The sequence below is a fragment of the Dokdonella sp. genome, from assembly GCF_019634815.1.
GTDB lineage: Bacteria > Pseudomonadota > Gammaproteobacteria > Xanthomonadales > Rhodanobacteraceae > Dokdonella_A.
In genome coordinates, this window is the sequence record NZ_JAHCAP010000004.1 from 27726 (window position 1) to 51656 (window position 23931).

19 protein-coding genes and 1 pseudogene are annotated in these 23931 nt (G+C 64.8%); 10 read left to right on the forward strand and 10 right to left on the reverse strand.

Annotation, left to right across the window (positions count from 1 at the left end; genetic code table 11):
* Positions 1-116 precede the first annotated feature (116 nt).
* The 7 genes from KF759_RS03350 to KF759_RS03380 form a co-directional block, all read right to left on the reverse strand.
* The gene (locus KF759_RS03350) at positions 117-2459 is read right to left on the reverse strand and encodes a serine/threonine-protein kinase (RefSeq protein WP_291222987.1); all 2343 of its coding nucleotides are present in this window, start codon (positions 2457-2459) and stop codon (positions 117-119) included.
* On the reverse strand, positions 2456-3025 hold the full coding sequence (locus tag KF759_RS03355; protein ID WP_291222988.1) for an ECF-type sigma factor: 570 nt from the start codon (positions 3023-3025) through the stop codon (positions 2456-2458). The genes KF759_RS03350 and KF759_RS03355 overlap by 4 nt, the downstream gene beginning before the upstream one ends.
* Before the next feature lie 100 nt (positions 3026-3125).
* Positions 3126-4145 carry a magnesium/cobalt transporter CorA gene (gene corA, locus KF759_RS03360; protein ID WP_291222989.1) on the reverse strand — a complete coding sequence of 340 codons (1020 nt, stop codon included), beginning with the start codon at positions 4143-4145 and terminating at the stop codon, positions 3126-3128.
* Positions 4146-4354: 209 nt separating this feature from the next.
* Complete coding sequence (locus KF759_RS03365) at positions 4355-5623, reverse strand: DUF4105 domain-containing protein (RefSeq protein WP_291222990.1); 1269 nt, start codon at positions 5621-5623, stop codon at positions 4355-4357.
* Positions 5613-6455, reverse strand: a complete 843-nt coding sequence (locus tag KF759_RS03370) for a transporter associated domain-containing protein (RefSeq protein WP_291222991.1) — start codon at positions 6453-6455, stop codon at positions 5613-5615. The genes KF759_RS03365 and KF759_RS03370 overlap by 11 nt, the downstream gene beginning before the upstream one ends.
* A gap of 88 nt (positions 6456-6543) precedes the next feature.
* On the reverse strand, positions 6544-6987 hold the full coding sequence (ybeY, locus tag KF759_RS03375; RefSeq protein ID WP_291223110.1) for an rRNA maturation RNase YbeY: 444 nt from the start codon (positions 6985-6987) through the stop codon (positions 6544-6546).
* Positions 6988-7025: 38 nt separating this feature from the next.
* Positions 7026-8006 (reverse strand): PhoH family protein, encoded by a 981-nt coding sequence (locus tag KF759_RS03380; protein WP_291222992.1) that lies wholly within the window; start codon positions 8004-8006, stop codon positions 7026-7028.
* 202 nt (positions 8007-8208) lie between these two features.
* Here KF759_RS03380 and KF759_RS03385 point away from each other — a divergent pair, with 202 nt between their 5' ends.
* The 5 genes from KF759_RS03385 to KF759_RS03405 all read left to right on the forward strand — a co-directional run bounded on the left by KF759_RS03385 (position 8209) and on the right by KF759_RS03405 (position 14022).
* Entirely contained in the window at positions 8209-8877 is a 669-nt protein-coding gene (locus KF759_RS03385) for a TetR/AcrR family transcriptional regulator (protein WP_291222993.1), read from the forward strand.
* 4 nt (positions 8878-8881) lie between these two features.
* Positions 8882-9865 (forward strand): HlyD family efflux transporter periplasmic adaptor subunit, encoded by a 984-nt coding sequence (locus KF759_RS03390; protein WP_291222994.1) that lies wholly within the window; start codon positions 8882-8884, stop codon positions 9863-9865.
* 14 nt (positions 9866-9879) lie between these two features.
* Positions 9880-10812 carry an ABC transporter ATP-binding protein gene (locus KF759_RS03395; protein ID WP_291223111.1) on the forward strand — a complete coding sequence of 311 codons (933 nt, stop codon included), beginning with the start codon at positions 9880-9882 and terminating at the stop codon, positions 10810-10812.
* Positions 10809-11918, forward strand: a complete 1110-nt coding sequence (locus KF759_RS03400) for an ABC transporter permease (RefSeq protein WP_291222995.1) — start codon at positions 10809-10811, stop codon at positions 11916-11918. The genes KF759_RS03395 and KF759_RS03400 overlap by 4 nt, the downstream gene beginning before the upstream one ends.
* 274 nt (positions 11919-12192) lie before the next feature.
* Entirely contained in the window at positions 12193-14022 is a 1830-nt protein-coding gene (locus KF759_RS03405) for a M36 family metallopeptidase (RefSeq protein WP_291222996.1), read from the forward strand.
* A gap of 23 nt (positions 14023-14045) precedes the next feature.
* On the opposite strand, the gene miaB is transcribed toward KF759_RS03405, so the two are convergent.
* Positions 14046-15425 (reverse strand): tRNA (N6-isopentenyl adenosine(37)-C2)-methylthiotransferase MiaB, encoded by a 1380-nt coding sequence (gene miaB, locus KF759_RS03410; protein ID WP_291222997.1) that lies wholly within the window; start codon positions 15423-15425, stop codon positions 14046-14048.
* A 267-nt stretch (positions 15426-15692) separates the two neighbouring features.
* Here miaB and KF759_RS03415 point away from each other — a divergent pair, with 267 nt between their 5' ends.
* A complete protein-coding gene (locus KF759_RS03415) occupies positions 15693-16847 on the forward strand; it encodes a lytic transglycosylase domain-containing protein (protein WP_291222998.1) in 1155 nt (384 codons plus the stop codon).
* Here KF759_RS03415 and KF759_RS03420 read toward each other — a convergent pair.
* Together KF759_RS03420 and KF759_RS03425 are read right to left on the reverse strand one after the other, a co-directional pair.
* Positions 16814-18757 (reverse strand): tetratricopeptide repeat-containing diguanylate cyclase, encoded by a 1944-nt coding sequence (locus KF759_RS03420; RefSeq protein ID WP_291222999.1) that lies wholly within the window; start codon positions 18755-18757, stop codon positions 16814-16816. The two genes, KF759_RS03415 and KF759_RS03420, sit on opposite strands and share 34 nt — an antisense overlap.
* 133 nt (positions 18758-18890) lie before the next feature.
* Complete coding sequence (locus KF759_RS03425; RefSeq protein WP_291223000.1) at positions 18891-20060, reverse strand: trypsin-like peptidase domain-containing protein; 1170 nt, start codon at positions 20058-20060, stop codon at positions 18891-18893.
* Positions 20061-20300: 240 nt separating this feature from the next.
* On the opposite strand from KF759_RS03425, the gene petA reads away from it, so the two are divergent.
* The 4 genes and pseudogenes from petA to KF759_RS03445 all read left to right on the forward strand — a co-directional run bounded on the left by petA (position 20301) and on the right by KF759_RS03445 (position 23906).
* Complete coding sequence (gene petA, locus KF759_RS03430) at positions 20301-20906, forward strand: ubiquinol-cytochrome c reductase iron-sulfur subunit (protein WP_291223001.1); 606 nt, start codon at positions 20301-20303, stop codon at positions 20904-20906.
* A 101-nt stretch (positions 20907-21007) separates the two neighbouring features.
* A pseudogene (locus KF759_RS03435) lies at positions 21008-22231 on the forward strand (cytochrome b N-terminal domain-containing protein); the annotation flags it as partial.
* Between the two features lie 34 nt (positions 22232-22265).
* Positions 22266-22994, forward strand: coding sequence for a cytochrome c1 (locus KF759_RS03440; protein WP_291223113.1), 729 nt, complete (start codon positions 22266-22268; stop codon positions 22992-22994).
* Positions 22995-23282: 288 nt separating this feature from the next.
* Complete coding sequence (locus KF759_RS03445; protein WP_291223002.1) at positions 23283-23906, forward strand: glutathione S-transferase N-terminal domain-containing protein; 624 nt, start codon at positions 23283-23285, stop codon at positions 23904-23906.
* Positions 23907-23931: the final 25 nt, after the last annotated feature.

Sequence of the window (23931 nt, forward strand, 5' to 3'; positions counted from 1 at the left end):
TGCAGAATGGGCGGCGGCAGGCGCCCGCGGGTGGATCGCGGAACGCGACGATGCCAGCGTCTCGCCCTGCGCCGGGTTGTGCGCCGCAGCACTGCCGCTTGCGGCAGCGTGGTCTTTCAGGACGAAACGGCGCGGGTGCTGGCGGATCCGGTCGTGTTCGCCAGATCGCGGGCTTCGCGGCAAAGGTCGGCGTTGCCTTCGCTGCCACAGGCGGCCGCCTGTGCATCCCTGATGCGGGCTGCGGCGTCGGTGGCGTTGCGGTCACGGGCGATGCGCGCCGCAAGCACCACGGTGCGGGTGCGACGGTAGGCGGCGCTGCCATCGGCCGGCAGTGCGATCACGGCATCGGCGACGGCCTGCGCTTCGTCGAGGCGGCCGAGCGCGTGCAAGGTCTCGGCATGACGGAAACGCCAGTAGCGCGTCATGCTGTTGTCGATGCCGTACTGCGCAGCATGTGCGTCGATCAACTCGCGCAGCATGGGTTCGACCTGCGCATGCCGACCCAGGGCTTGCAGTGCACGCACGCGTGCGCCACGTGCAACCAGCACGAGGGCCGGTGGCGCATCGGCGCCCTGCAAGTGCGGATCGGCGAGTGCGCGCTGCGCGCCTTCGAGTGCAGCCTGGCCGTCACCCAGGGCGGCATTGAGATCAGACAGGCCGAGTTCGGCGAACAGATACTCCAGCGGATGCTCGCCGCGCAGCGTGCTCCAGAGGGCGACCGCAGCCTGCTTGGCCGCGCGTGCGTCCTGCTTGCGGCCCATCGCGTAGAGCATGCTGCCCCTGAACTCGTGCATTTTTGCCAGTTGCGCGGCAAGCTCGGGATCCTCGTTCCCGGCCTTGCGCAGGCGTGCAATCAGCGTATCGATCTGCGCGAGGGAGGCTGCTTGTTCGCCATCGCCGAAGGCATAGTATGCGAGGCGGCCGCCGGCCGAGGCGGCGATCGCCAGCGAAGGGTGCCGAGCGCGTTCATTGAACGTGAGCGCTTGCTTGAGCGTCGCGCGTGCGAGTTCGGCGTCGCCGAGCGAAACGTAGGTATTGCCGATCTGGTCGAGCAATTCGGCCGCCACTTCCGGCTCGCCTGAAAGTTCACGCGCAATGCGCTCGCGTGCGGCGGCCAGCAGTTCGCCTGCGGTCGTGTCCGCGCCCTTGGCACTGGCCGGATCGGCTTCGAGAAAGACCGAGCTGATGAACTTGCGTGTCGCCTCGGACTGCTTGAGTGCGACGCGCGCACGCTCCGCCTCGACGGTCTTCTCGATCGCCTGCCGGATCGCAATGCCGCTGGCGGCAAACAGTGCAAGCAGGCCCAGGATGCCAACCGCGACCGTGGCGCGGTTGCGATGCAGGAACTTGCCCGCGCGATAGCCGAAGCGATCGGGCCGCGCCTTGATCGGTGCGTCGTCGAGATGGCGCTGCACGTCGTCGCCGAGTTGCTGGGCATCGGCATAGCGACGCGTGGGGTCGTCGGCGAGCGCATGCGCGACGATGGCATCGAGGTCGCCGCGCAGCTGTGCGCGGTCGATCGCGCCGGAACCGGTCGCGCCGGCATCAAGCACGCTGCTCGGGCGCAGGGTGACATTGCCCAGCGCATGCAGCTTGCGGTAGCGCTGGCCGGTGAGCAGTTCGAACAGGATCAAGCCGAGCGCGTAGACGTCAGCCGACGTACCCGCAGGCTCGCCACGCAATTGTTCGGGCGCGGCGAAGTCGCGGGTGAGAAAGTGTTGCATCGTCGCAGTGCGTTCGTCCGCATCCTGATCGACCAGTCGGGCAATGCCGAAATCGAGCAGGCGCGGCTCACCGTCGGCCTGCACCAGCACGTTCGAAGGTTTGAGATCGCGGTGCACGATCAGCTGTCGGTGAGCGTGGGCGACCGCGCGGCAGAGTTTGACGAACAGCTGCAAGCGCTCGCGCAGGGTGGCCTGTTCGCGTTCGAGCCACTGGCCGAGGCCGATGCCGGCGACGTATTCCATCGCGAACCAGGGGCGACCACGTTGGTCGATGCCGCCGTCGATGAGCTGGGCGATGTTGGGATGCTGCAGGCGCGCGAGCAAGGCGCGCTCGCGGCGGAACTGACGCAGGATGTGCTCGCTGTCCATGCCAAGACGAATCAGCTTGATCGCCACCTGCTGCCGATACTGGCCATCATCGCGTTCGCCGAGCCAGACCGAGCCCATGCCGCCACGACCCAGCTCGCGCAGCAGTCGCCAGGCGCCGATGCGAAGCCCGCTGTGCGCTTGTTCGGCATCGTCGTGGCTGTCTTCGAGCAGCTTCGCGGCATGCTGCTCGAGTGGACGATCGAGCGGCAAGCCCGGACTTGCGTCGAGCGCGAGCAAGGCGCGCAGCGCCGCGAGCAAGTCCGCATCGTCGGCGCATGCGTGCACCACGAAGGCATCGCGTTCGGCGGGTTCGAGATCGAGCGCCGCATGCAGCAGGCGGATCTTGCGTGGGTCCAAGCCGGTCATGGCTGGGCCGCGGCGATATCGCCCAGCGACTGCAGAAGCAGGGCGCGCGCCGTGCGCCAGTCGCGCGCGACCGTGCGCTCGGACAACTCCATCATCTGCGCGATCGCGACAAATTCGAGGCCGGCGTAAAAATGCAGTTCGACCACTTGCGCCATGCGTGGCTCGGCCACGGCAAGCTGTTCGAGCGCCTGATCGAGGGCAAACAGGTCCAGATCCTGCGCCTGCATGGCCAGATCGGGATCGAGGGTCAGGCTTTCCATGCCATTGCCGCGTTTGTCGGCATTGCGGCGGCGACTGGCGTCGATGAGGATGCGACGCATCGCGCGGGCCGCGATTCGGAAGAAGTGCGCTTGGTCGTTGAGGGCCAAATGCGCGCCGGCGAGGCTGAGATAGGCCTCGTGGACCAGCGCCGTCGTCGACAGCGTGGCCGCATGATCTTGATTGAGCGCGCGCGCGCGACGACGCAGATCGGCGTAGACCAGGCCAAACAGTGTGTCGTAGGCCTCCTGATCGCCCCGTGCGCAGCCTTCCAGCAACGCCGAGGCGTGGTGATTCGGGTCGTGCATGTCGCGGCAGCGGGGCGCCTGGAGCGTGCGACCGGCTCGATTTCCTTTGTCCAATGGGATTGGCAAGCCTAGGCCAGAGCCTTCGCCCGAGGCAAATGGCCTACAGCCATTTCGAGCGCTTGAGCACGAAAAACAGGATCGTGCAGATGCACAGCGTGACCACGATCAAGGTCGGGTAGGCCCATTTGCCGCCCAGCTCGGGCATGTCGTGGAAGTTCATGCCGTACCAGCTCGCAATCAGGGTCGGCGCGGCGAGCAGGGCTGCCCAGCCGGCGAGACGCTTGACCACTTCGTTCTGCGCCACGCCGACGAGTGCAAGATTCACGCTGATCGCCGCGGTGAGCATCTCGCGCATGGTGTCGGTGGCATCGTTGATGCGCGCGGCGTGGTCGTAGACATCGCGGAAGTAAGGCCGCACCTCATCGCGGATCAGGTTCGGATATTGGCGCACGAGTTGGTTGAGGATGTCCTGGATCGGTGCCACCGCCAGGCGCAGGGTGACCAGTTCCTTCTTGAGATCGTAGAGGCGTCGGATCGTCTCGCGCTTGAAGGTATCCTCGAAGACTTCGCTTTCCAGCTCCTGCAATTCCTCGCGGAACTCGCCGACGATGGGAAGGAAGTTGTCGACGATGAAGTCGAGCACCGCATGCAGGGCATAGCTCGGCCCGAGTGCGACCAGGTCCGGATCCTGTTCGCAGGCACGGCGCACGCCGGCGTAGGAGAGCGAGGCGCCGTGGCGCACCGTGACCAGGTAGCGCTTGCCCACGAACATGTGGGTCTCGCCGAATTCGATCGTGCCGTTCACCGTCTGCGCGGTGTGCATGACGATGAACAGGGAGTCGCCATACACCTCGATCTTGGGGCGCTGGTGGGCGTTGTGGGCGTCTTCGATCGCCAGTTCGTGCAGGCCGAATTCGAGCTGCAGTTGTTCCAGCAATTCCTCCGAGGGTTCGTGCAGTCCGACCCAGACCCAATGGCCGGGATCGAGGATCACGTCGCTGATTTCCTCGACCGTGATGTGGCGCATCCGCTGCCCGTCTGCCGAGTAGACGACGCTGTTGACCAACATCGGATCGGGGTTCGCCGCGGGCATCTGGGGTGGGCTGTGGCTGTCGTTCATGCGCCGATCATGCCGCGGCGGAAGGGACCGCGGCAATGGTCGATGCCGAGGAATGGGCAGCTTTCCGTGGCCACAGTCGCAGACCCGAGCGGTCAACTTCGAGTTCGGCGTTTGGATGCATTGAATGAGTGAACGCCCGTTGTTGCCGAAACGCGCAAGCGGGAGACCGATCACGCCCGCGCGGGTGTCTGTGCCGGAAGGGCGAGTGGCTATGCGGTGGAGACGACCTGCCGTTGCCCAATCCGCAGGGCCAGCACCAGATGCAGGGGCAGCACCAGCAGGATCCATTGCAGATTGGACTGCGCGACGTCGGGCAGGATCTTGCTTGCGAGCATGCAGGCGCCAGCGGCCACGATCAGCCAGGCCAGGCCGTACTGCCATCGCGACGCTGGCCGACGGCGCAGGAAGACCGCACTCAGCAACAGGCATGCGGGATTGAACAGCAGCAGGTTCTCGTTGCGCCATGCCGCGCGATGATCGGTGCCCAGCCACAGGAACAACAGCAGGCAGCCGGTGATGGCGCACAGCAGCTCAAACAGCGCGGCAATCGCTGCAAACACGCGGCGCGCACGCGGACCACGGGAATCGAGCCAGGCCATCGCCAAAGCCGCCGCGAGACCGGTGAACAGGAACGGCAAACGCAGGTCGGGCGGCAGCGCCGGCGGTGGTGCAATGCGGCTTGCCGCCAGCTCTCGCGTGCTGCTCACCAGCGGGCGGCCATCAGCGCGATGCACCCGCGCAACCACGTGTTGCAGGGTCATCGGCACGAAACTTTCGTCCCAGAAATCGATGCGCTGGTCGGTGTAAGGCCCAAGGCCGAGGTCGATCAGCAGCATCAGGGTCGGATCAGGTGCCATCAGGCGCAGCGCGTCGAGGCGATAGGTGTAGCCGCGCGAGCGGCCGACGCTCTGCGCGTGGATGAGGCCCCCCAGTGCCTGGTCGAGCGCATCGCGCACGCGCGTGGAGCAATTGGCCTTGAAGTAGTCGTAGCGGTACCAGGCGTTTTCGGGGCGCGCATTCCAGATCAGATAGTCATTCAAGGCGCGCGCTTCGTCGGGTGTCAGGTCGAGCGCCTGCTCGGTGACCGAGCGGCCTTCGGCGCGGTACATCGCCAGATCATCGTCGAGCAGACTGGCGGCGATCCGATACAGCATGTGGCCGCGCACGAAGTTGAGCAGGAAGTTCTCCTGTTCGAAGTCGAACATGCCGTAGTTGTAGGCGACGGCATGATCGCTGTTGCCATCGCGCACGACGATCGCATTGTGACCGAAGCGCTCGAAATAGATTTCTCCCGGACCCACCGTGAGCAGGCTGATGGCGGGCGCCGCGGCGTCGGTTTCCGGCGGGAGGGCTTGCGCGCGGGCGGTAGCGCCGGGCAGCGCAAGACTCAACAGCAGTGCGATCAGGCAGTACCAGAGCGACGCGCGCGCGGCAGCGCGTCGCGCAGGCCTGGCCGCGAGACCCCGCTCAGGCTTCATGCACGCGCACGGCGAACTGCTGTACGCGACGCGCATCGGCCTTGGCAACATGGAACAGGAATCCGCCCAGGGCGAGGTCTTCGCCGACTTCGGGCAGGTGACCGATCTGCGCCGTGACCACGCCGCCGACGGTGTCGAACTCCTCGTCGCTGAACTGGCTGCCAAAGCGTTCATTGAATTCGCCGATCGGCGTCAGCGCGCTGACGAGGAAGTCGCCATTTGGGCCGACCTGGATCAGGGTGCCTTCGTCGTCATCGTCATCGTGTTCATCGTCGATGTCGCCGACGATCTGCTCAAGCACGTCCTCGATCGTGACCAGGCCGGCGACGCCGCCGTATTCATCGACCACGATCGCCATGTGGTTGCGCGAGAGCCGGAATTCCTTGAGCAGGATGTTGAGCCGCTTGGACTCGGGGATCATCGTCACCGGGCGCAGCAGCTCGCGCAAGGTGGCATGGGCGCCTTCACTGAAGCAGCGCAGCAGGTCCTTGGCGAGGAGAATGCCGAGGATTTCGTCCTTGTCCTCGCCGTGCACGGGAAAGCGCGAGTGCCCTGATTCGATGACCTTGCCGAGCACCTGCTGCAGCGGCGCGTCGGCCGCGAGGGCGACCATTTGCGCCCGCGGCACCATGACGTCGGCCACGCTGAGGTCCGCGACTTCGATCGCGCCCTCGACCATCGACAAGGTGTCATTGGAAAGCAGGCCATTGGCCTGCGCGTGGCGCAGTTCCTCGATGAGTTCCTCGCGGCTTTGCGGTTCGCCGGAAAGGGCCTGGACAATGCGTTCGAACCACGATCGTGGCGCGGGGCTACTGGGAGGATCCTCGCTCATCGGTCCAGCGGACATGCCCGTTGCGGGCGGAAGGGCAGTGTAGCAAAAACTCTCCGCCACGCCGGACACCGGCCAAATCGCCGAAAAATCAATGGTCGGCGTAGGGATCGGCAATGCCCAACTGCGCAAGAATGCGTGTTTCGAGCCTTTCCATGCGCTGCGCCTGCGCGTCGTGCTGGTGATCGTGGCCGAGCAGATGCAGCACGCCATGGATGGTCAAATGCGCGTAATGGTCGCGTGGCGCCTTGCCCTGTTCGCGCGCTTCGCGCGCCACCACCGGCGCACAGATCACCAGATCGCCCAGTAGCGTGGAGCGCTCGCCGGGCAGGCATTGGTAGGGGAAACTCAGCACATTGGTTGCATAGTCGCGGCCGCGGAAGTCGCGGTTGTAGCGACGGCCGGCGCGCGCATCGACGATGAGGATGTTGACCGCCGCCGCACGTCGCCGCAGTGCCGGGATCGCGCCGATCCAACGGCGAAACGAGGGTGCCAGCGGCACGCCGCGGCGCCCGGCTTCGTTGCGTAGCCACAACGCAAGCGTTTCGCGAGTGGCTGGCGCGGGCGCTTGCGTCACGATGTCGTTCCTTGCTTCGCCGCGTCGCGGCCTTCGTAGGCGCGCACGATGCGTTGCACCAGCGGATGGCGCACCACGTCGCGGGCTTCGAAGAAGGTGAAACTCACGCCATCGACGCCACGCAGCACCTCGAGCGCATCGCGCAGGCCCGAAGTCACGTGTTTGGGCAGGTCGGTCTGGGTGAGGTCGCCGGTCACCACCGCCACCGAACCGAAGCCGATGCGGGTGAGGAACATCTTCATCTGCTCGATCGTGGTGTTCTGCGCCTCGTCGAGGATCACGAAGGCATCGTTGAGCGTGCGCCCGCGCATGTAGGCCAGCGGCGCGATCTCGATCACGTTGCGTTCGATCAGCTTGCCGACCTTCTCGATGCCGAGCATTTCATACAGCGCGTCGTAGAGCGGGCGCAGATAGGGATCGACCTTCTGGGTGAGATCGCCGGGCAGGAAGCCGAGCTTTTCGCCCGCCTCGACCGCGGGCCGCACCAGGATCAGGCGCTGCACGCGTGACTCGTTGAGCGCATCGACCGCCATCGCCACGGCCAGCCAGGTCTTGCCGGTGCCGGCCGGACCGACGCCGAAATTGATGTCGTGGGTGGCGATCGCGTGCAGATAGCGCTGCTGGTTGGCGCCGCGGCCGCGGACCGTGCCGCGCTTGGTCTTGATCGTGACTTCCTGCGCCTCCGCGGCGCGCTCCTCAAGCACATCGGCACCGCTTTCGGCCAAGGCGAGATTGACCTGAGTCGCGCCCAGCGTTTCGCTGGCAGTGCTCGCGTACAGCTCGCGCAGCACGCGTTCACCCACACGCACGGCTTCGTCCTTTCCGCTCAGGCGAAACACGTTGCCGCGATGGGCGATCTCCACGCCCAGTCGCAATTCGATCTGGCGCAGATGCTCGTCGAGCGGCCCGGCGAGGTTGGCGAGGCGCGCGCCATCGGCGGGTTCGAGGCTGAAGTCGTGGTGGCTGGTGTCACTCATGGGGCAGCGAGCCTAGCAGCTTGTCGATGATTGCACCGCGGGTGCGCGGCATGCGCTCTCGCGCCAAGGTGGAATGGTCCGCCGAGGTGCACGCCGGCCGGATGCATTCTTGGAGTCTTCCGTCCCGCGTTGCAGGCATGGCGTGTCTGCCCGTTGGCGACTTGCAATTAATTGGGCGGATAATTAAATTTGGCGCATGAGCATGGCAAGGACCCCGGCGAGAACGCGGCGCAAGAACCCTTCCCGGCCACGAACGCCGGGGCGTCCGACAGCGGCCAGTCCGGAACTTCGGCCGCGCCTGCTCGATGCGGCGCTGGCCTGCTACGCGCGCGAAGGTATCGCCGCGAGCTCGCTGCGCGCGATCGCGCGCGAAGCCGGCGTCACGCCGGCCCTGCTGCACTACTACTTCGGCGATGCGCAGCGATTGCAACAGGTGGTGGTCGAAGAACGCGTATTGCCGGCGTTCGATTCGGTGCGCTCGCTGCTGGCATCCGCCGAGGCGCCTGCCGATTTGATCAACCGTTACGTCTGCGGTATCGGCAATGTCGTCGCTGCGCATCCGTGGCTGCCCGCATTGTGGGTACGCGAGGTGTTGTGCGAGGGCGGTGCCTTGCGTGAGCTTGTGCTGACAAGGCTTGCGGCGCGGGTTCCCGACCTGCTTGCGACGCGGTTCAAATCGGCGCAGCGCGATGGCCGGCTCAATCCCGATCTGGATTCGCGTCTGCTGGTCGTCTCGCTGCTGGGACTGACCTTGTTCCCCTACGCCAGCGCTTCGATCTGGCGCAGGGTGTTTCGCGCCGATGACATCGATGGCGCCCTGTTGCAGGAACATACCCTGGCCTTGCTTGGTCGCGGACTCGAACTCGGGTGATCCCATGCATCGATCAATCATCACGTTCCGTGCTTCCACATGGCTGCTGCTTGTGGCGCCCCTGATCGCCAGCCTTTCCGCCTGTTCAAAGCCGCCCGCGCAGGCGCTGGGCACGCTGGAATTCGATCGCATCGCGCTGCCCGCGCCCGCAGCCGAGCGCATCGTTGCGATCCAGGCGCGCGAAGGCGAGCAGGTGAGCGCCGGTCAGCCTTTGCTCAAGCTTGACCCGGCGCGTACGCAGGCTCAGCTCGCAGCCGCGCAGGCGCAGGCGCAGCGTGCGCGTGATGCGCTGGCCGAACTCGAGAGCGGGCCGCGGCCGCAGGACATTGCGCAAGCGCGGGCGAATCTCGCTGCGGCACAGGCAGCCGCGCGCGAGGCGCGCGCGTATTTCGATCGATTGCAGCCGCTCAAAGGCAAGCACTACGTCGCGGCGGCCGATCTCGATCGTGCACGCGCTTCCGCTGACGGCGCTGCCGGCAAGGTGCGCGCGGCCCAGGCAGCGCTCGACGAACTGCTGGCCGGCACCCGCAGTGAACAGCTCGCGCAGGCCAGGGCGGCCCTGGCTGTCGCGCAGGCGGATGTCGCCGCGCAACAGGTGCTGCTCGACAAGCTCGACCTGACTGCGCCGCGCGCCGGGCGCGTCGACAGCCTGCCGTACCGACTCGGCGATCAGGCGCCGCTCGGCGCACCGCTGGCGATCCTGCTGGCCGGCGATGCGCCGTACGCACGCATCTATGTGCCCGAAAGCCTGCGTGCGGGCGTGAAGGTGGGCGATGCGCTGCGGGTTTTCGTCGGCAATCGTCCGCAGGCACTGACGGGTAAGCTGCGCATGATCCGCAGTGAACCGGTGTTCACGCCTTACTACGCGCTGATCGGTGATGACGTGGCGCGCTTGAGCTATCTGGCCGAAGTCGAGCTTGGCGCCGATGCGGCCCCGTTGCCGGCCGGGCTGCCGGTGCGCGTCGAGTTTGGCAGCCGGCCGCAATGAACGATGACATCGCGATCCGCGCGCAGGGCCTGACCCGCCGCTTCGGAAAGCTCGTCGCGGTGGATCATGTCGATCTCGCGGTGCCCAGGCGAGCGGTCCATGGCTTTCTCGGTCCGAATGGCTCGGGCAAGTCGACGACGATCCGCATGCTGTGCGGGCTGCTGACGCCCACTGAAGGAACGATCGAGGTGTTGGGCTTGTCGATTCCTGCACAGGCCGAGGCCCTGCGCACTCGAATCGGCTACATGACGCAGAAGTTCTCGCTGTTCGAGGACTTGAGCGTGCGCGAGAACCTCCAATTCATGGCCGACGTGCAGGCCCTGCCGCGCGCGCTGGCGCGTCGCCGCGTGGACGAGTTGATCGGGGAATACGCATTTGCCGATCGACAGCGCCAGCTGGCTGGCACGCTCAGTGGCGGGCAGAAGCAACGCCTTGCACTCGCCTGCGCCGTGATCCATCGACCCGAATTGCTGTTTCTCGATGAGCCGACCAGTGCCGTGGATCCCGAATCACGGCGCGATTTCTGGGAAAAGCTCTTCGAGCTTGCCGATCAAGGCACGACCTTGCTGGTGTCGACGCACTACATGGACGAGGCCGAGCGTTGCCATCGCATCGCGATCCTCGACCACGGCGCGCTGGTGGCCGATGGCACGCCGGTGGAGCTGTGCGCGCGTCTGGATGGGCGAACCCTGCTGGTCGACTCGTCCAATCCACGTCGCGCGCAACAGACGATCATGGCGCTCGACGGCGTCATCAGCGTCGCCCAGATCGGCAACAGCCTGCGCGTACTGGTCGCCGATGCCCATGCGGATGCGCGTGGCCGCCTGCTGGATGCGCTGGCCAGGAGTGGCCAGCAGGCAGCGGTGGAGCCGATTCGCGCGAGCCTGGAAGACGTGTTCGTCGCGGCGACGCGGCGCAGCGCAACGAGCGAGGAGGCGGCCGCATGAATCTGCGTCGCCTCTGGGCCATCGTGCTCAAGGAACTGCGGCAGATGCGGCGGGATCGCGTGACGCTGGCGATGATCGTTGCGGTGCCGGTGCTGCAGCTCGTGCTTTTCGGCTACGCGATCAACCTCAACCTGCGCGGGCTGGCGGCCGGCATCGCCGATCAAGCCAACACGTCCGGCTCGCGCGCGGCAGTGATGGACATGATTGCGACGGGGGTGATCGCGCCGGTCGCCGAGGCGCGTACTCCGGAAGAACTCGTGGCGATGCTGCGGCGTGGCGACATCAATGTCGGCATCGCGATCCCGCCGGATTTCGAGCGACGCAAGGCCGATGGCAGCGAAGCGGTGCAGGTGATGGTCGACGGCAGCGACACCGCGGTGCAGGGCGCCGCAGCGCAACTGGCGCAGATGCCGCTGACGACGATTGCGGGTGTTGGTGCGGCACCGTTGGCGAGCACGCCGTCGGCGCGGCCGATCTCGGTGGTCGCTTTCTACAATCCCGGGCGACGCTCGGCGGTCAATATCGTGCCGGGCCTGATCGGCGTGATCCTGACCATGACGATGGTGTTGTTCACCGGCGTGGCGATCGTGCGCGAGCGCGAGCGCGGCAACATGGAACTGCTGATCGCCACCCCGCTGTCGCGCAGCGAACTCATGATCGGCAAGGTCTTGCCCTACATCGTGATCGGATTCCTGCAGACCACGGTGATACTCGGCCTTGGCGTCTGGCTGTTCGCGGTGCCGATCCACGGCAGCCTACTCGATGTCTATCTCGCCTCGGGCCTGCTGATCCTCGCCAACCTCACGCTCGGCCTGCTGATTTCGACCGCGGCGCGTTCGCAATTCCAGGCGATGCAGCTGACCTTCTTCTTCTTTCTTCCGTCGATCCTGCTGTCGGGCTTCATGTTCCCGTTCGCCGGGATGCCGCGCATTGCACAGTGGATCTCAGAGCTGCTGCCGTTGACGCATTTCCTGCGCCTCGTGCGCGGCATCATGCTGCGCGGCGCGAGCCTGTCCGAACTGTGGATCGAGGCCTGCGCGCTGATCGCCTTCACGATCGTGATGATGAGCGCGGCGATCCTGCGCTTCCGCAAGCGGCTCGATTGAACGCAGGGCATTCGCTGGCGGTCGAAGGACAGCCCGCGAAAGCGATTCCGCATGGATCGGCGCGAGCCGACAGACACGTCGTTGAAGCGCGCCCTGCGAGGAGTTCCGCAAGGCGGCTCCCGGGTCGTCCGGGTCAGCCGGACCGACGCATTGACGCGGGCGCGGCCGGTTCCTTCGATCCCTCGACGCCAGCTTGAATGCCGCACGCGATGCGCGGATGATCACCAGCGGGGTGGGGCGGTTTCCGCAATGGAAACGAAAAGGGGAAGAGGTCATGCAATTCGACAACCACGCGCGCGTTCGCCGGATCGCCGCGGTGCTGTGCATGCTGCTCGCGGGGCAGGCGGGTGCGGCGAGCTATCGAGTATTTCCGCTTCCGGTCGCCAGTCCGGACCATGGTCCGCGGGTGTTGTTGACCGATCCGTCCGACGCCGATGCGTCGCCGTTCGGCTGGCACGACACCAACGGTGCGGCCGGGGCCGACTACACGATCCTGCGTGGCAACAACGTGCAGGTCTACGTCGATGCGAACAATGACGGCTTGCCTGACGGCGCGGGGCCGGATGGTGGCTTGGGGCTCGTGTTCGATTACGCCGCCGCACCGGGCAGCGTGCCACCGTCCGCGTACGCCGATGCGCTGGCGACAAACGCGTTCTATCTTGGCAACCGGTTCCACGACATCCTCTGGCACCACGGATTCGCCGAGGCCGACGGCAATTTCCAGGAGAACAACTACGGTCGCGGCGGGCTTGGCGGCGACGCCGTGGTCATCGAAGTCCGCAAAGGCGGCCAAACCAACAACGCCGGCTGGGTGAACACCGCAGAGGGTGCGCCGCCGAAATTGCGTTTCTACGAATGGAGCCTGACCAGCCCGAATCGCGAGGTCAGCTTCGAGGCGGACGTCGCCGCGTTCACCTACATGCAGATCACCCAGTCGCGCCTGACTGGTGGATCGTGTCTTTCAAACGCCGATCGGGCCGAAATAGGCGTATCCGATTTCTTCGGAGTGTTGGTGACCAACGATTTCGCGGCGACGACCTCGGCGACGCCGCGCGGACTCGCGACCTGGCTGATGGGCCAGCCGATCGGGGGTGTCGGCATCCGCACGCATCCGTATTCGAGCGACATGAACATCAATCCCTTGACCTATGCCGACAGCGCAACGGCCACGTCGCCGCACGGAATCGGTGTGATCTACGCCAGCGCCTTGTGGGACCTCGCCTGGCTGATGGTCCAGCGCGACGGTGCCAGCGGCGATCTCGTGAATGGCGATGGCGGTGACAACCGCGTGCTGCGACTCGTGATCGAAGGCTTGAAGGCGCAACCCTGCAACTCGGGTCTGCTCGATTCGCGCGACGCCTTGTTGCAGGCCGATCAGACCCTCTACGGCGGTACCTATGCCTGCGACATCTGGCAGGCGTTTTCGCGTCGCGGCATGGGAGTGTCGGCGAATCAAGGTTCAGTCACCAGTCTGGTCGACAACGTCGCCGCCTTCGATGTGCCCGCGCCCTGCAGTGAGTTCATCTTTGCCGATGGCTTCGAAGGGCCACCACCGGAGCCGGTCTGGCAGCAGTTCTGCCCCGTCGCCGGCACGATCGATTTGCCTGCCGGCCAACCGATGACGACTTCAGGCCCAGCGTCGGTGTATCCGATCGAGGTGCCGGTGTCGGGCCTTGCCACCGACGTGGTCGGCGTGCGCGTGCAGATGTTCGGATTGACGCACACCTTTCCCAGCGACCTCGACTTCCTGTTGATCTCACCCGACGGTCAAAGTCTGGTATTTCAGTCTGATGCTGGCGGGGGAGTGGATCTATCCAATGCGACCTATACGATCGATGATGCCGCGGCCGGCCTCATGCCGAGTAATGCTCAGCTGATCTCCGCGAGCTATCGACCGACCGACTACGTCGATGGCGACGTGTTTTCTGCCCCGGCCCCGGTCGGCCCGTATCAGCGCGCCGCGCCCGTCGGCGCAGCGACCTTTGCGAGCACTTTTGGCGGTGCCGATGGCAATGGTGCCTGGAAGATCTACATCGTCGATGACGCAAGCGGTGATTTCGGCCAGCTTGACGGTGTGTGTCTGGAGATGGGCGTGTTGCCTTGAGGGGTTGAAATCGCCGCAGCAGCTCAGGCGCTGCGCAAGAGCGCGACGTCGAGGCGCGCACGCAGGGAATTGGTGAGCGCTTCGGTGATCACGACATCGACGAACTGACCGATCAGGCTGGCCGGTCCGGCGAAGTTCACCGAGCGCATGTTCTCGGTCTTGCCGGTCAGTTCGTTCGGATTCTTGCGGCTCGGGCCTTCGACCAGGATGCGCTGCGTGGTGCCGACCATCGCCGCGCTGATTCTTGCCGCGTTGGCGTTGAGCGCGGCCTGCAGGCGTTCCAGGCGCGCGTGCTTGACTGCGTCGGGGGTGTCGTCTTCGAGGCTGGCGGCCGGGGTGCCCGGGCGACGCGAATAGATGAAGGAGAAACTCTGGTCGAAGCCGATGTCCTCGACCAGTTTCATGGTCTTGTCGAAATCGGCATCGCTCTCGCCGGGGAAACCGACGATGAAGTCGGTGGCGATGCAGATGTCGGGTCGCACCGCGCGCAGTTTGCGGATCTTCTGCTTGTATTCGAGCGCGGTGTAGCCGCGTTTCATCGCCGCAAGGATGCGGTCGGAGCCGGCCTGCACCGGCAGATGCAGGAAGTTGGCGAGCTTGGGCACGTTGGCATAGGCCTCGATCAGTGAGTCGGAAAACTCCAGCGGATGCGAGGTGGTGAAACGGATGCGGCCGATGCCGTCGATTTGCGCGATCGCGTGGATGAGCAGGCCGAGGTCGGCGAACTTGCCATCGATCAAGCGCGCGCCGAACGCCTCGGCGGCGCCCGCGTCCATCGGGCCGCGATAGGCGTTCACGTTCTGACCAAGCAGGTTGACCTCGCGCACGCCCTGTTCGGCGAGCGCGGCGATCTCGGCGAGCACGTCGTCGAATGGGCGGCTGATTTCCTCACCGCGGGTGTAGGGCACCACGCAGTAGGAGCAGTATTTGGAGCAACCTTCCATGATCGAGACGAAGGCACTGGGGCCTTCGGCGCGCGGCTCGGGCAGGCGGTCGAACTTCTCGATCTCGGGGAAGGAGATATCGACCTGCGCCTTGCCGCTGTCGCGCCGGGCTTCGATCAGTTCGGGCAGGCGATGCAGCGTTTGCGGCCCGAACACCAGATCGACGTAGGGCGCACGCTTGACGATCGCTTCGCCTTCCTGGCTGGCGACGCAGCCACCGACCCCGATCAGTACCGGCTTGTCGCCCTGCTTGAGCTCCTTCCAGCGGCCGAGCTGGCTGAAGACCTTTTCCTGCGCCTTTTCGCGGATCGAGCAGGTATTGACGAGGATGACGTCGGCCTCGGTCTCGTCCTGGGTCAGCTCAAGGCCCTGTGCGGCGTGCAGTACATCGGCCATTTTGGACGAGTCGTATTCGTTCATCTGGCAACCATAGGTCTTGATGTAGAGCTTGCCGGCCATGATTGCGCCACGTGAAGGGGAAGTCGGCAAGTTTAGCATTGTGGCGCAAGGACTTAGCGTGCGAGCCACGTGGCATGGGGAATCCCGTCGCACGCGCGTTGTCCAAAGTCCCCGCGCCGGTGCACAGCTACCGCGAAGCCTGCAGCCGCCCCATCGCGGCAACACACCAGGCGGTTTTTGTGACGGCGGGTCAGTTTCTTCTTGGCAACCTGAGAAATGTGGCCCAAACTCTTGCCCGGATTGGATTTAGGTGGATTCATGTCGTCGATGCGCCTGCCCCGATTCGCACTTGCATTGCCGCTGCTGGCGGTCGCCGCGTGCGCGCATGCCGGCACGCTGTACAAGTGCGACACCACCGATGGCAGCATCGCCTATACCAGCACCACCAAGGGTTATTCCAACTGCAAGGTCGTCGACGTCTTCCCCGATCCACCCAAGGCACAGGCGCGCCAGGCGCCATTGACGCGGCCGGATACGGCAAGGACAGCACCTGCTGTCGCGGTGGCGCCGGATGGCGGCGTGGGAAAGAGCCGTTCGGAATGGGACTACGCCGAAAACCGCGCCGATTTTTCCGCGGTCGTGGCTGCCGTGGCCGTTGATCCAGCCAGTGCCGCGCGCATGGACTTCCGTGCCGTTTACGCGGGGGTTGCCAGCAGCGCGCCCAAGATGGAATCGGTTGATTTCTCGACGGTCCTTGCCGATGTCGCCAGTACCACGACCACGGTCGGCAATCCCTTGTTCATCGCGGCGCCCTATCGCATGCGGGCCACCAACCGAGCGCCGGCGCCAGTGCTTGCCACGGTCACGTCGCCAGTCTCCTCTCCGGTTCCGCGTGTATTGCGCGGTGCGGTCTACAAGTTCACGCGCAAGGATGGCACGGTTGAATACACCAACATCAAACCGCGCAGTGGTGCCTTCGCGGTGTTGTTCACGTACATCGCGACCTGCGTCGCGTGCGATCTGAATTCTCGGATCGATTTTGCGCGTACTGCCCTGCATCTGGATTCGTACAAGGACGAGATTGCCGCAGCTGCCGCGGACTTCGGCGTCGACGGCGCCCTGCTGCACGCGGTGATCCATGCGGAATCGGCGTTCAACCCGATGGCGTTGTCGCAAAAGGGTGCGCAAGGCCTCATGCAATTGATGCCCGGTACCGCCAGCGACATGGGCGTGGCCGATGCCTTCGATGCGCGGCAGAACATTCGCGGCGGCGCGCGTTACCTCGGTGAGTTGCTGCGCACGTTCAATGGCGACACCACGCTCGCCACCGCGGCCTACAACGCCGGTCCGGGCGCGGTGCAAAAATATGGCGGCGTGCCACCCTATGACGAAACGCGCGTCTATGTTCAGCGCGTGGCAACCTTGCAGCAGCGCTACCGCGCCGCAGCTCAAGGTGGCGCGGCGTCACCGCCGCGCTCGTAGGCGCTGGCTTCTTCCACGCGGTTGCGGCCCAGTGCCTTGGCACGATAGAGCGCCGTGTCGGCCCGTGCGACCAACGCCGCCATGTCGCGATCCTGTGCTTCAAGTTCGGCCACGCCGATGCTCAAGGTGACACCTTCGCCAGGGCCCAGATCATCGAATTGCCTGTTCGCAGTGCTCTCGCGCAGGCGCTCGGCCACTTCGTGTGCGGCGACGAGTTGGGCGCCGGGCAGCACGGCCAGAAATTCCTCGCCTCCACTGCGACCGAGCAGGTCTCCCTCGCGCAGGGCCTGCGCGCAGGTGTTTGCGATCGCGCGCAGTACGCGATCGCCGACCGGATGACCAAAGCGGTCATTGATGCGCTTGAAATGGTCGATGTCGATGGCAAGTACGCTCAGCGTCTCGCCATCGCTGCGTGCCTCGCGCAGCGCTGACTGTCCGGCTTGTTTCAAGCCGCGCAAGTTGAGCACTTCGGTCAGGGGATCAATTGATGCTGCTCGCTTCAAACTGCGCAGACGTGCCAATTGGCGCAAGGCGAGCACGGCAAGTGCAATCAACAAGGTCGCCAGCAGGACCAATGCCACGCGTTGCCAATGACGGGCGCGCTCGAGTACCTCGAGCTGGCGCTCCTGAGTGGCCTTGTCGTCCTTGAGGCGCTGGTTTTCCAGTCGTGCGCGGTCACTTTCGAACTGCTCACGCAGTACCTGCGCGCGCTGGTCATTGCGTTCCGTGACGTTGCGATCGTGCGCGGCCAGATACTTTCTGTACGCGCCGAGTGCGGCGACCGGCAGGTCTGCCGATTCAAACGCCCGCGCTTGCTCCAGATACAGCCGTTCCTGGTAACGCGTGTTGGCGTTGCGTTCGAATACAGTTTGCGCGACTGAATACTGATCGATGGCCTTGCGCAATTGTCCCAGGCCGGCGAAGGCACGACCCCGTTCAAAGGCGATCATGCCGGATCCTGTCGCGTGTTCGAGCTGGGCGTACTCGTCGGCGGCCTTCTGCAGCGCTTCGAGTGCCTCGCGGTTGCGCTTGAGATCGACGAGGACCGAGCCGAGCGCGAGCCTGCTTGCAGCCACATCGGAGCGAATGTCGGTATTGGCGGCGAGGCCGAGGGCGCGCTCAAGGGTGTTCAAGGCTTCTTCGTGGCTGCCATCTTCCTGCTCGGAGTAGCCCAGGTTGAGTACCGAAACGAACAATGAAGCCCGGTCACCGACTTCCTGCTGATGCGCGATGGCTTGCTCGAGGTATTCACGCGCCTTGCCCTGATCGCCGAGGCGGCGATAGGTGATGCCGATGTCCTGCAGGGTGCGATTGGCGGCTTCGTCCATGCCGAGCTGGGTGAGCAGGCGCCGTGCCTCGATGGAATCTGCCAGCGCCTTGCCGTAGCTGCCGAGTACCGATTCGCTGTTGCCGCGGGCCTGCAGGCCCAAGGCAAGTGCAGCATCGTCACCCGAGGTGCGCGCGAGCATGATGCCGCGCTCGAGGCTGGCCATCGCAATGGTCGAACCTTCGAGTATGTCTTCGTAGGACGCGCGACAGTAAAGGAAACGTGCGGCCGCGCGATGGTCACGCGCCGTCAGCGCGGCACTGAATTGGCGCTGGGCGAATTCAAGGCCCTGCGCATAGGCATTGCCGTAATCGAGCGTGCAGTTGAGCGTCTCGATCAGGCGCTGGCGGTCTCCATCGTCTGCCGGCAGCAGTGCCTGCAATTGCCTGACGGCCGCGCGCGCGCGCGGCACGCTCAAAGTCAGGAGATCGCCGCCCTCAAGGCGCTTGAACATGGCATCGAACTGCGCAGCCTCGTCGAGCGCAGCGGGCGCGGCACGGGGGAGGGGGTCAGATGCTTCCGAATGGGCCGAAAGCAGCAAGGCCAGCAGCGGAATCAGCCATCCCGGTGGGGTCTGGGACATGTTGATGGCGAACCCGGTGACACGAGCGGTGATGCGGACAGTCTAGTCAGGGTGCACGCCGGTGGGGGGCGTTTCGGGGAACGGATTGTCAACAATTGCAACGGCTTCGAGCAGGGAACGGAGCGTTCCGGGCTCAGGTGCCTGTGGTGCTTGGCGCGGGCCGCTGCGCCACGGTCAGGTCGACGGCAAAGCTTCGCCCATCGCGCATTCCGGTCAGGTGGGCCTTGCTGCCGGGGCTGATCGCGGCCTCACGATTGAGCAGGTCCATCTGGTCGCTGATCGCATTGCCATCGAGCGTGATCAGGATGTCGCCAGCCTGCAGCCCGGCGCGGGCGGCGGGGCTGTCGGGCACGATCCGCACCAACAGCGCGCCGGGTTGGCGCGGCTCACCGCTGGTTTGCGGTACGTCGGTGTAGTCTGCGCCCAACCAACCGCGGATCACGTGGCCGTGCTGGATGATCTGGTCGAGTACCACCTTGACCGTGGCAACCGGGATCGCAAAGCCGATGCCTTCGGGCATTTGCGCCGCGCGTCCACTTTCGGAACGGATCGGCGTGGCGTAGACCGCGGTGTTGATGCCGACCAGGTTGCCCTCCGAATCGACCAGCGCGCCACCGGAGTTGCCGGCATTGATCGCCGCATCGGTCTGGATGAAGTCTTCGAAGGCGGACATCTTGAGCTGCCGTCCGGTCGCGCTGATGATGCCCATGGTGACCGTCTTGCCGACGCCCGCCGGGTTGCCGATTGCGAGCACGACGTCGCCGACCTCGGCGGGACTGCCATCGCGTACCGCGATGGTCGGCAGGTTGCGGGCGTCGATGCGCAACACGGCCAGATCGGTCTCGACGTCGGTGCCGACGATCTCGGCGCGTTGCACGCGGCCATTGTCAAGCGCGACCTGAATGTCGTCGGCGCCTGAAATGACGTGGTTGTTGGTGAGCACATAGCCATCGGCGCCGAAAATCACGCCCGAGCCCAGGCTCTGGTCGCGACGCGGAATCACCGGACCGGCCACGTAACCGAGCAGGCGTTGACTGAGCGGATCGTAGACCGGCAAGGGCCGCCGCCAGTTGCTTGCGGTGATGCGGTTGGCGTAGATGTTGACGACCGCGGGCGAGGCACGCGCCACTGCGTTTGCGTACGAGGCGGGGCCGCGCGCGCCGACCGCCGCGTTGGCGCGCGTGCCGCGCAGGCGGTCGACCATGCGCGGCGCGAACACGCTGAGCACGAATGCGGCGGCGAGGCCGACTACCACGCAGCGGGCAACGAAAGCGGCGAGGTTGAGAAGGGGGCGGTTCTGCATGCCAGCGCGATTGTGCTTGGCCCGATCGGGCGAGGTCGCTTCGATTGTGCGAGTAGGAAGCGTTCGATAAACTAACATGATTTTGGGGATCCGCTTGCGCCTGCGCAGGCGCGCGACATCACCGCCATGATCTTCGATCAAGGCGGAAATCAAGGCGTTGCGGCCCTCGGGTCGCGGGATCGTGGAGCACGCGCTGGCGTGCGATCGAGTTTCTGAATCCTGAGTGGCAGCGGAGTTGTGATGGCAAACGATGCTGTGGTGGACAAGGGCCGACGTCGGTTCTTGACAGCGACGACCGCGGTCGTCGGCGGGGCGGGTGCGGCCGTTGCCGCGATCCCGTTCATCAAGTCCTGGGAGCCGAGCGCAAAGGCGAAATCCGCCGGTGCCCCCGTGCTCGCCGACATCAGCAAGATCGAAGCGGGGCAAAAGGTCACCTTTGCCTGGCGCGGTTTGCCGGTGTTTGTCGTCAACCGCACGAAGGCGCAGCTTGACGCGCTGCCGGGCGAGGACACCCACCTGCGCGATCCGAAGTCGGACAACACGGCGCAGCAGCCCGAATACGCCAAGAACGAATGGCGCTCGATCAAGCCCGAATGGCTGGTCATGGTTGCAATCTGCACCCATCTGGGTTGCGTGCCGGACTTCTATCCGGAAATCAAACCCGAGCCGTTCGATCCGAACTGGAAGGGCGGTTTCTATTGCCCTTGCCACAAATCCCGCTACGACATCGCCGGCCGCGTGTTCGACGGCGTGCCGGCACCGGCCAACATGCCGATTCCGCCCTACCACTTCGTCGATGACACGCACATCCTGATTGGCGTGGATCCCGGCAAGGAGGTGGCGTGATGGGCGCTCCGATGACACGCATCCAGTCCAACAGCCGCGTGATCAACTGGATCGAGGATCGGCTGCCGATCTTCTCGTTCCTCAATGCGCACACGGGCGGCTACTACGCACCAAAGAATTTCAATCTTTGGTACTACTTCGGTTCACTTGCCTTGCTCGTGCTGGTCAACCAGATCCTGACCGGCATCTTCCTCACGATGAACTACAAGCCCAGCGCGGAAGAGGTTGCGCCGGGCATTTCGGCCGCGTTTGCCTCGGTCGAGTACATCATGCGCGACGTGGAGTGGGGCTGGCTGATTCGTTACATGCACTCCACCGGGGCCTCGCTGTTTTTCGTCGTGGTCTACCTGCACATGTTCCGCGGCCTGATGTACGGCTCGTACAAGAAGCCGCGCGAGCTGGTCTGGATCCTCGGCATGCTGATCTTCCTCGCGTTGATGGCCGAGGCCTTCATGGGCTATGTGTTGCCGTGGGGCAACATGTCGTTCTGGGGCGCGAAGGTCATCATTTCGCTGTTCGGCACGATTCCGTGGATCGGCGAATCCCTGGTGCAATGGATCATGGGTGACTATCTGCCCGCCGATGCCACCCTCAACCGCTTCTTTGCGCTGCACGTCATTGCGCTGCCGCTGGTGTTGCTGCTGCTGGTGGTGCTGCATTTGGCGGCGCTGCACGAGGTCGGCTCGAACAACCCCGACGGCGTCGAGATCAAGGCGAAGAAGGGCGCCGACGGCAAGCCGCTGGACGGCATTCCGTTCCATCCCTACTACACGGTCAAGGACATCTTCGGCACCGGATTCTTCCTGCTGATCGCCGCCTTCATCATTTTCTATGCGCCGACCTTCGGTGGCTGGTTCCTCGAGCACGACAATTTCATTCCGGCCAACAACCTCGCCACACCTTCGCACATCAAGCCGGTATGGTATTTCACGCCGTTCTACGCGATCTTGCGCATGGTGCCTTCGTTGTTTGGCACTGCGATCTGGGGCGTGTTGGCGATGTTCGGCTCGATCGCCTTGTTGTTCTTCCTGCCATGGATCGATGCCGGCAAGGTCAAGTCGGTGCGCTATCGCGGCCTCGGATACAAGATTGCGCTCGGCTTGTTTGCGGTGTCGTTCATCATGCTCGCAGCGGTTGGCGCGGGCGTGGTCGGCGAACTCATTCCCGAGTGGCTGGGCACCAGCGTCGATGCCACCGCGATCGAGAACCTGTTCGGCCGATTCTGGACGATCATCTACTTCGGCTTCTTCGTGTTTCTGTGGTTCTACAGCCGCGGGATGGAGAAGACCAAGCCGGTGCCCGAGCGGGTGACATCCCATGACTAAACCAATGATCGTGTCCGTGGGGAAAGTGATGCTCATGAAGTTCGCGATGGCGCTGGCGATGGGTTTGGCCATGCTGGGCCAGGTGCAGGCATCGGAAGGCGGCGGCCTGCAATCGGCCAACATCTCGCTCGACGACATGGCTTCGCTGCAGCGTGGCGCCAAGCTTTACTTCAATTACTGCTCGGGCTGCCATTCGCTGCGCTTCCTGCGCTATTCGCGCATCGCCGACGATCTCCAGCTCGATCGCAAGGATGTCGAGGCGAGCCTGATCTTCACCGGCGCAAAGTTCGGTGATCCGGCGCTCAGCCACATGCCGGTCGAGGATGCGACCAAGTGGTTTGGCAAGGCACCGCCCGATCTCTCGCTTGAAGCCCGGTCGAAGGGCGCGGATTGGATCTACAGCTATCTCAAGTCGTTCTATATCGATCCGACCCGGCCACTGGGCTGGAACAACACCGTGTTCGAGAATGCCTCGATGCCCAACGCGCTGTGGGAGCTGCAAGGCTTGCAGACCGCGGTGCGCAAAGCCGGCGCCAAGGAAGGAGAAGGTGCGATCGAGCGGCTCGAGGTGAGTACCCCGGGGCGTCAGAACGCCGAGGCGTTCGATCGCACCGTGCGCGACATCACGGCCTTCCTCGAATACGCGGGTGAACCCGCCGCGCTCAAGCGCGAATCGATGGGCGTGTGGGTCTTGCTTTACCTTGCCGTGTTCACCCTGTTGGCCTATTTCCTCAAGCACGAGTTCTGGAAAGACGTGCACTGAGACCGGGTGAAACCGCGGTCCGTCCCGGTCGCTGCCGGGACGGTGCCCACGATCGACCGCAGACAGTGTTCCGATCAGCGTGGCGAGCGTCGGTCCCGGGCGTGTTGTTGCGCATTCACAACAGGGTTCAAGGCGCGGAGAATGCCAATCCGGCGCGTCCGCCCCCTGCTTGCTCGGCAAGTTCTCCATTTGAATCAGTTGCTTGAGCGCGCCGCGATGTGCGTTCTAGGCGAGCGCGCCCGTCGCGTAGTACATTCCGGCGCCACGGCCTGGAGAGGGGACGACGGCATGGCTTTGACGCAACGCTCGCGGACGATTCTGACATTGTATTCGGCTCAGGATTGCGTCCACGGACACCGTGTGCGCATGACTCTCGCCGCCAAGGGCGTGACCTACGACCACGTTCTCGTCGACCTGGCAGCGCCGCCGGCCGATCTGCTTGAGCTCAATCCCTATCATTCCGTCCCGACCCTCGTCGATCGTGACCTGGTTCTGTACGACACCTCGGTGATCTGCGAGTACCTCGACGAGCGTTACCCGCACCCGCCGTTGATGCCGGTGGATCCGCTGTCACGGGCGCGCCTGCGGCTGGCGATCGTGCGGGTCGAGAACGACTGGCTGACCTTGGTCGAGGCCATCGAAGCCGGGGGCAAGGTCGCTGATGCCGCACGCAAGACCTTGCGTGAGGAAATGATCCGCAACGCGCCGGCTTTCAAGGCTTCACGCTTCTTCCTCAGTCCGGAAATCAGTCTGGCCGATTGCGCGGTTGCACCGCTGGTCTGGCGACTGGACCATCTGGGCGTGCAATTGCCCAAGGAGGCTCAGCCCGTGATCGACTACGGCGAACGGATCTTCCACAGCCAGGGCTTTGCGCGCAGCCTGAGTCCGCAGGAACGGACGATGCGGCCATGAGCGGGCCAGGTTCGCGTCCTGCCGG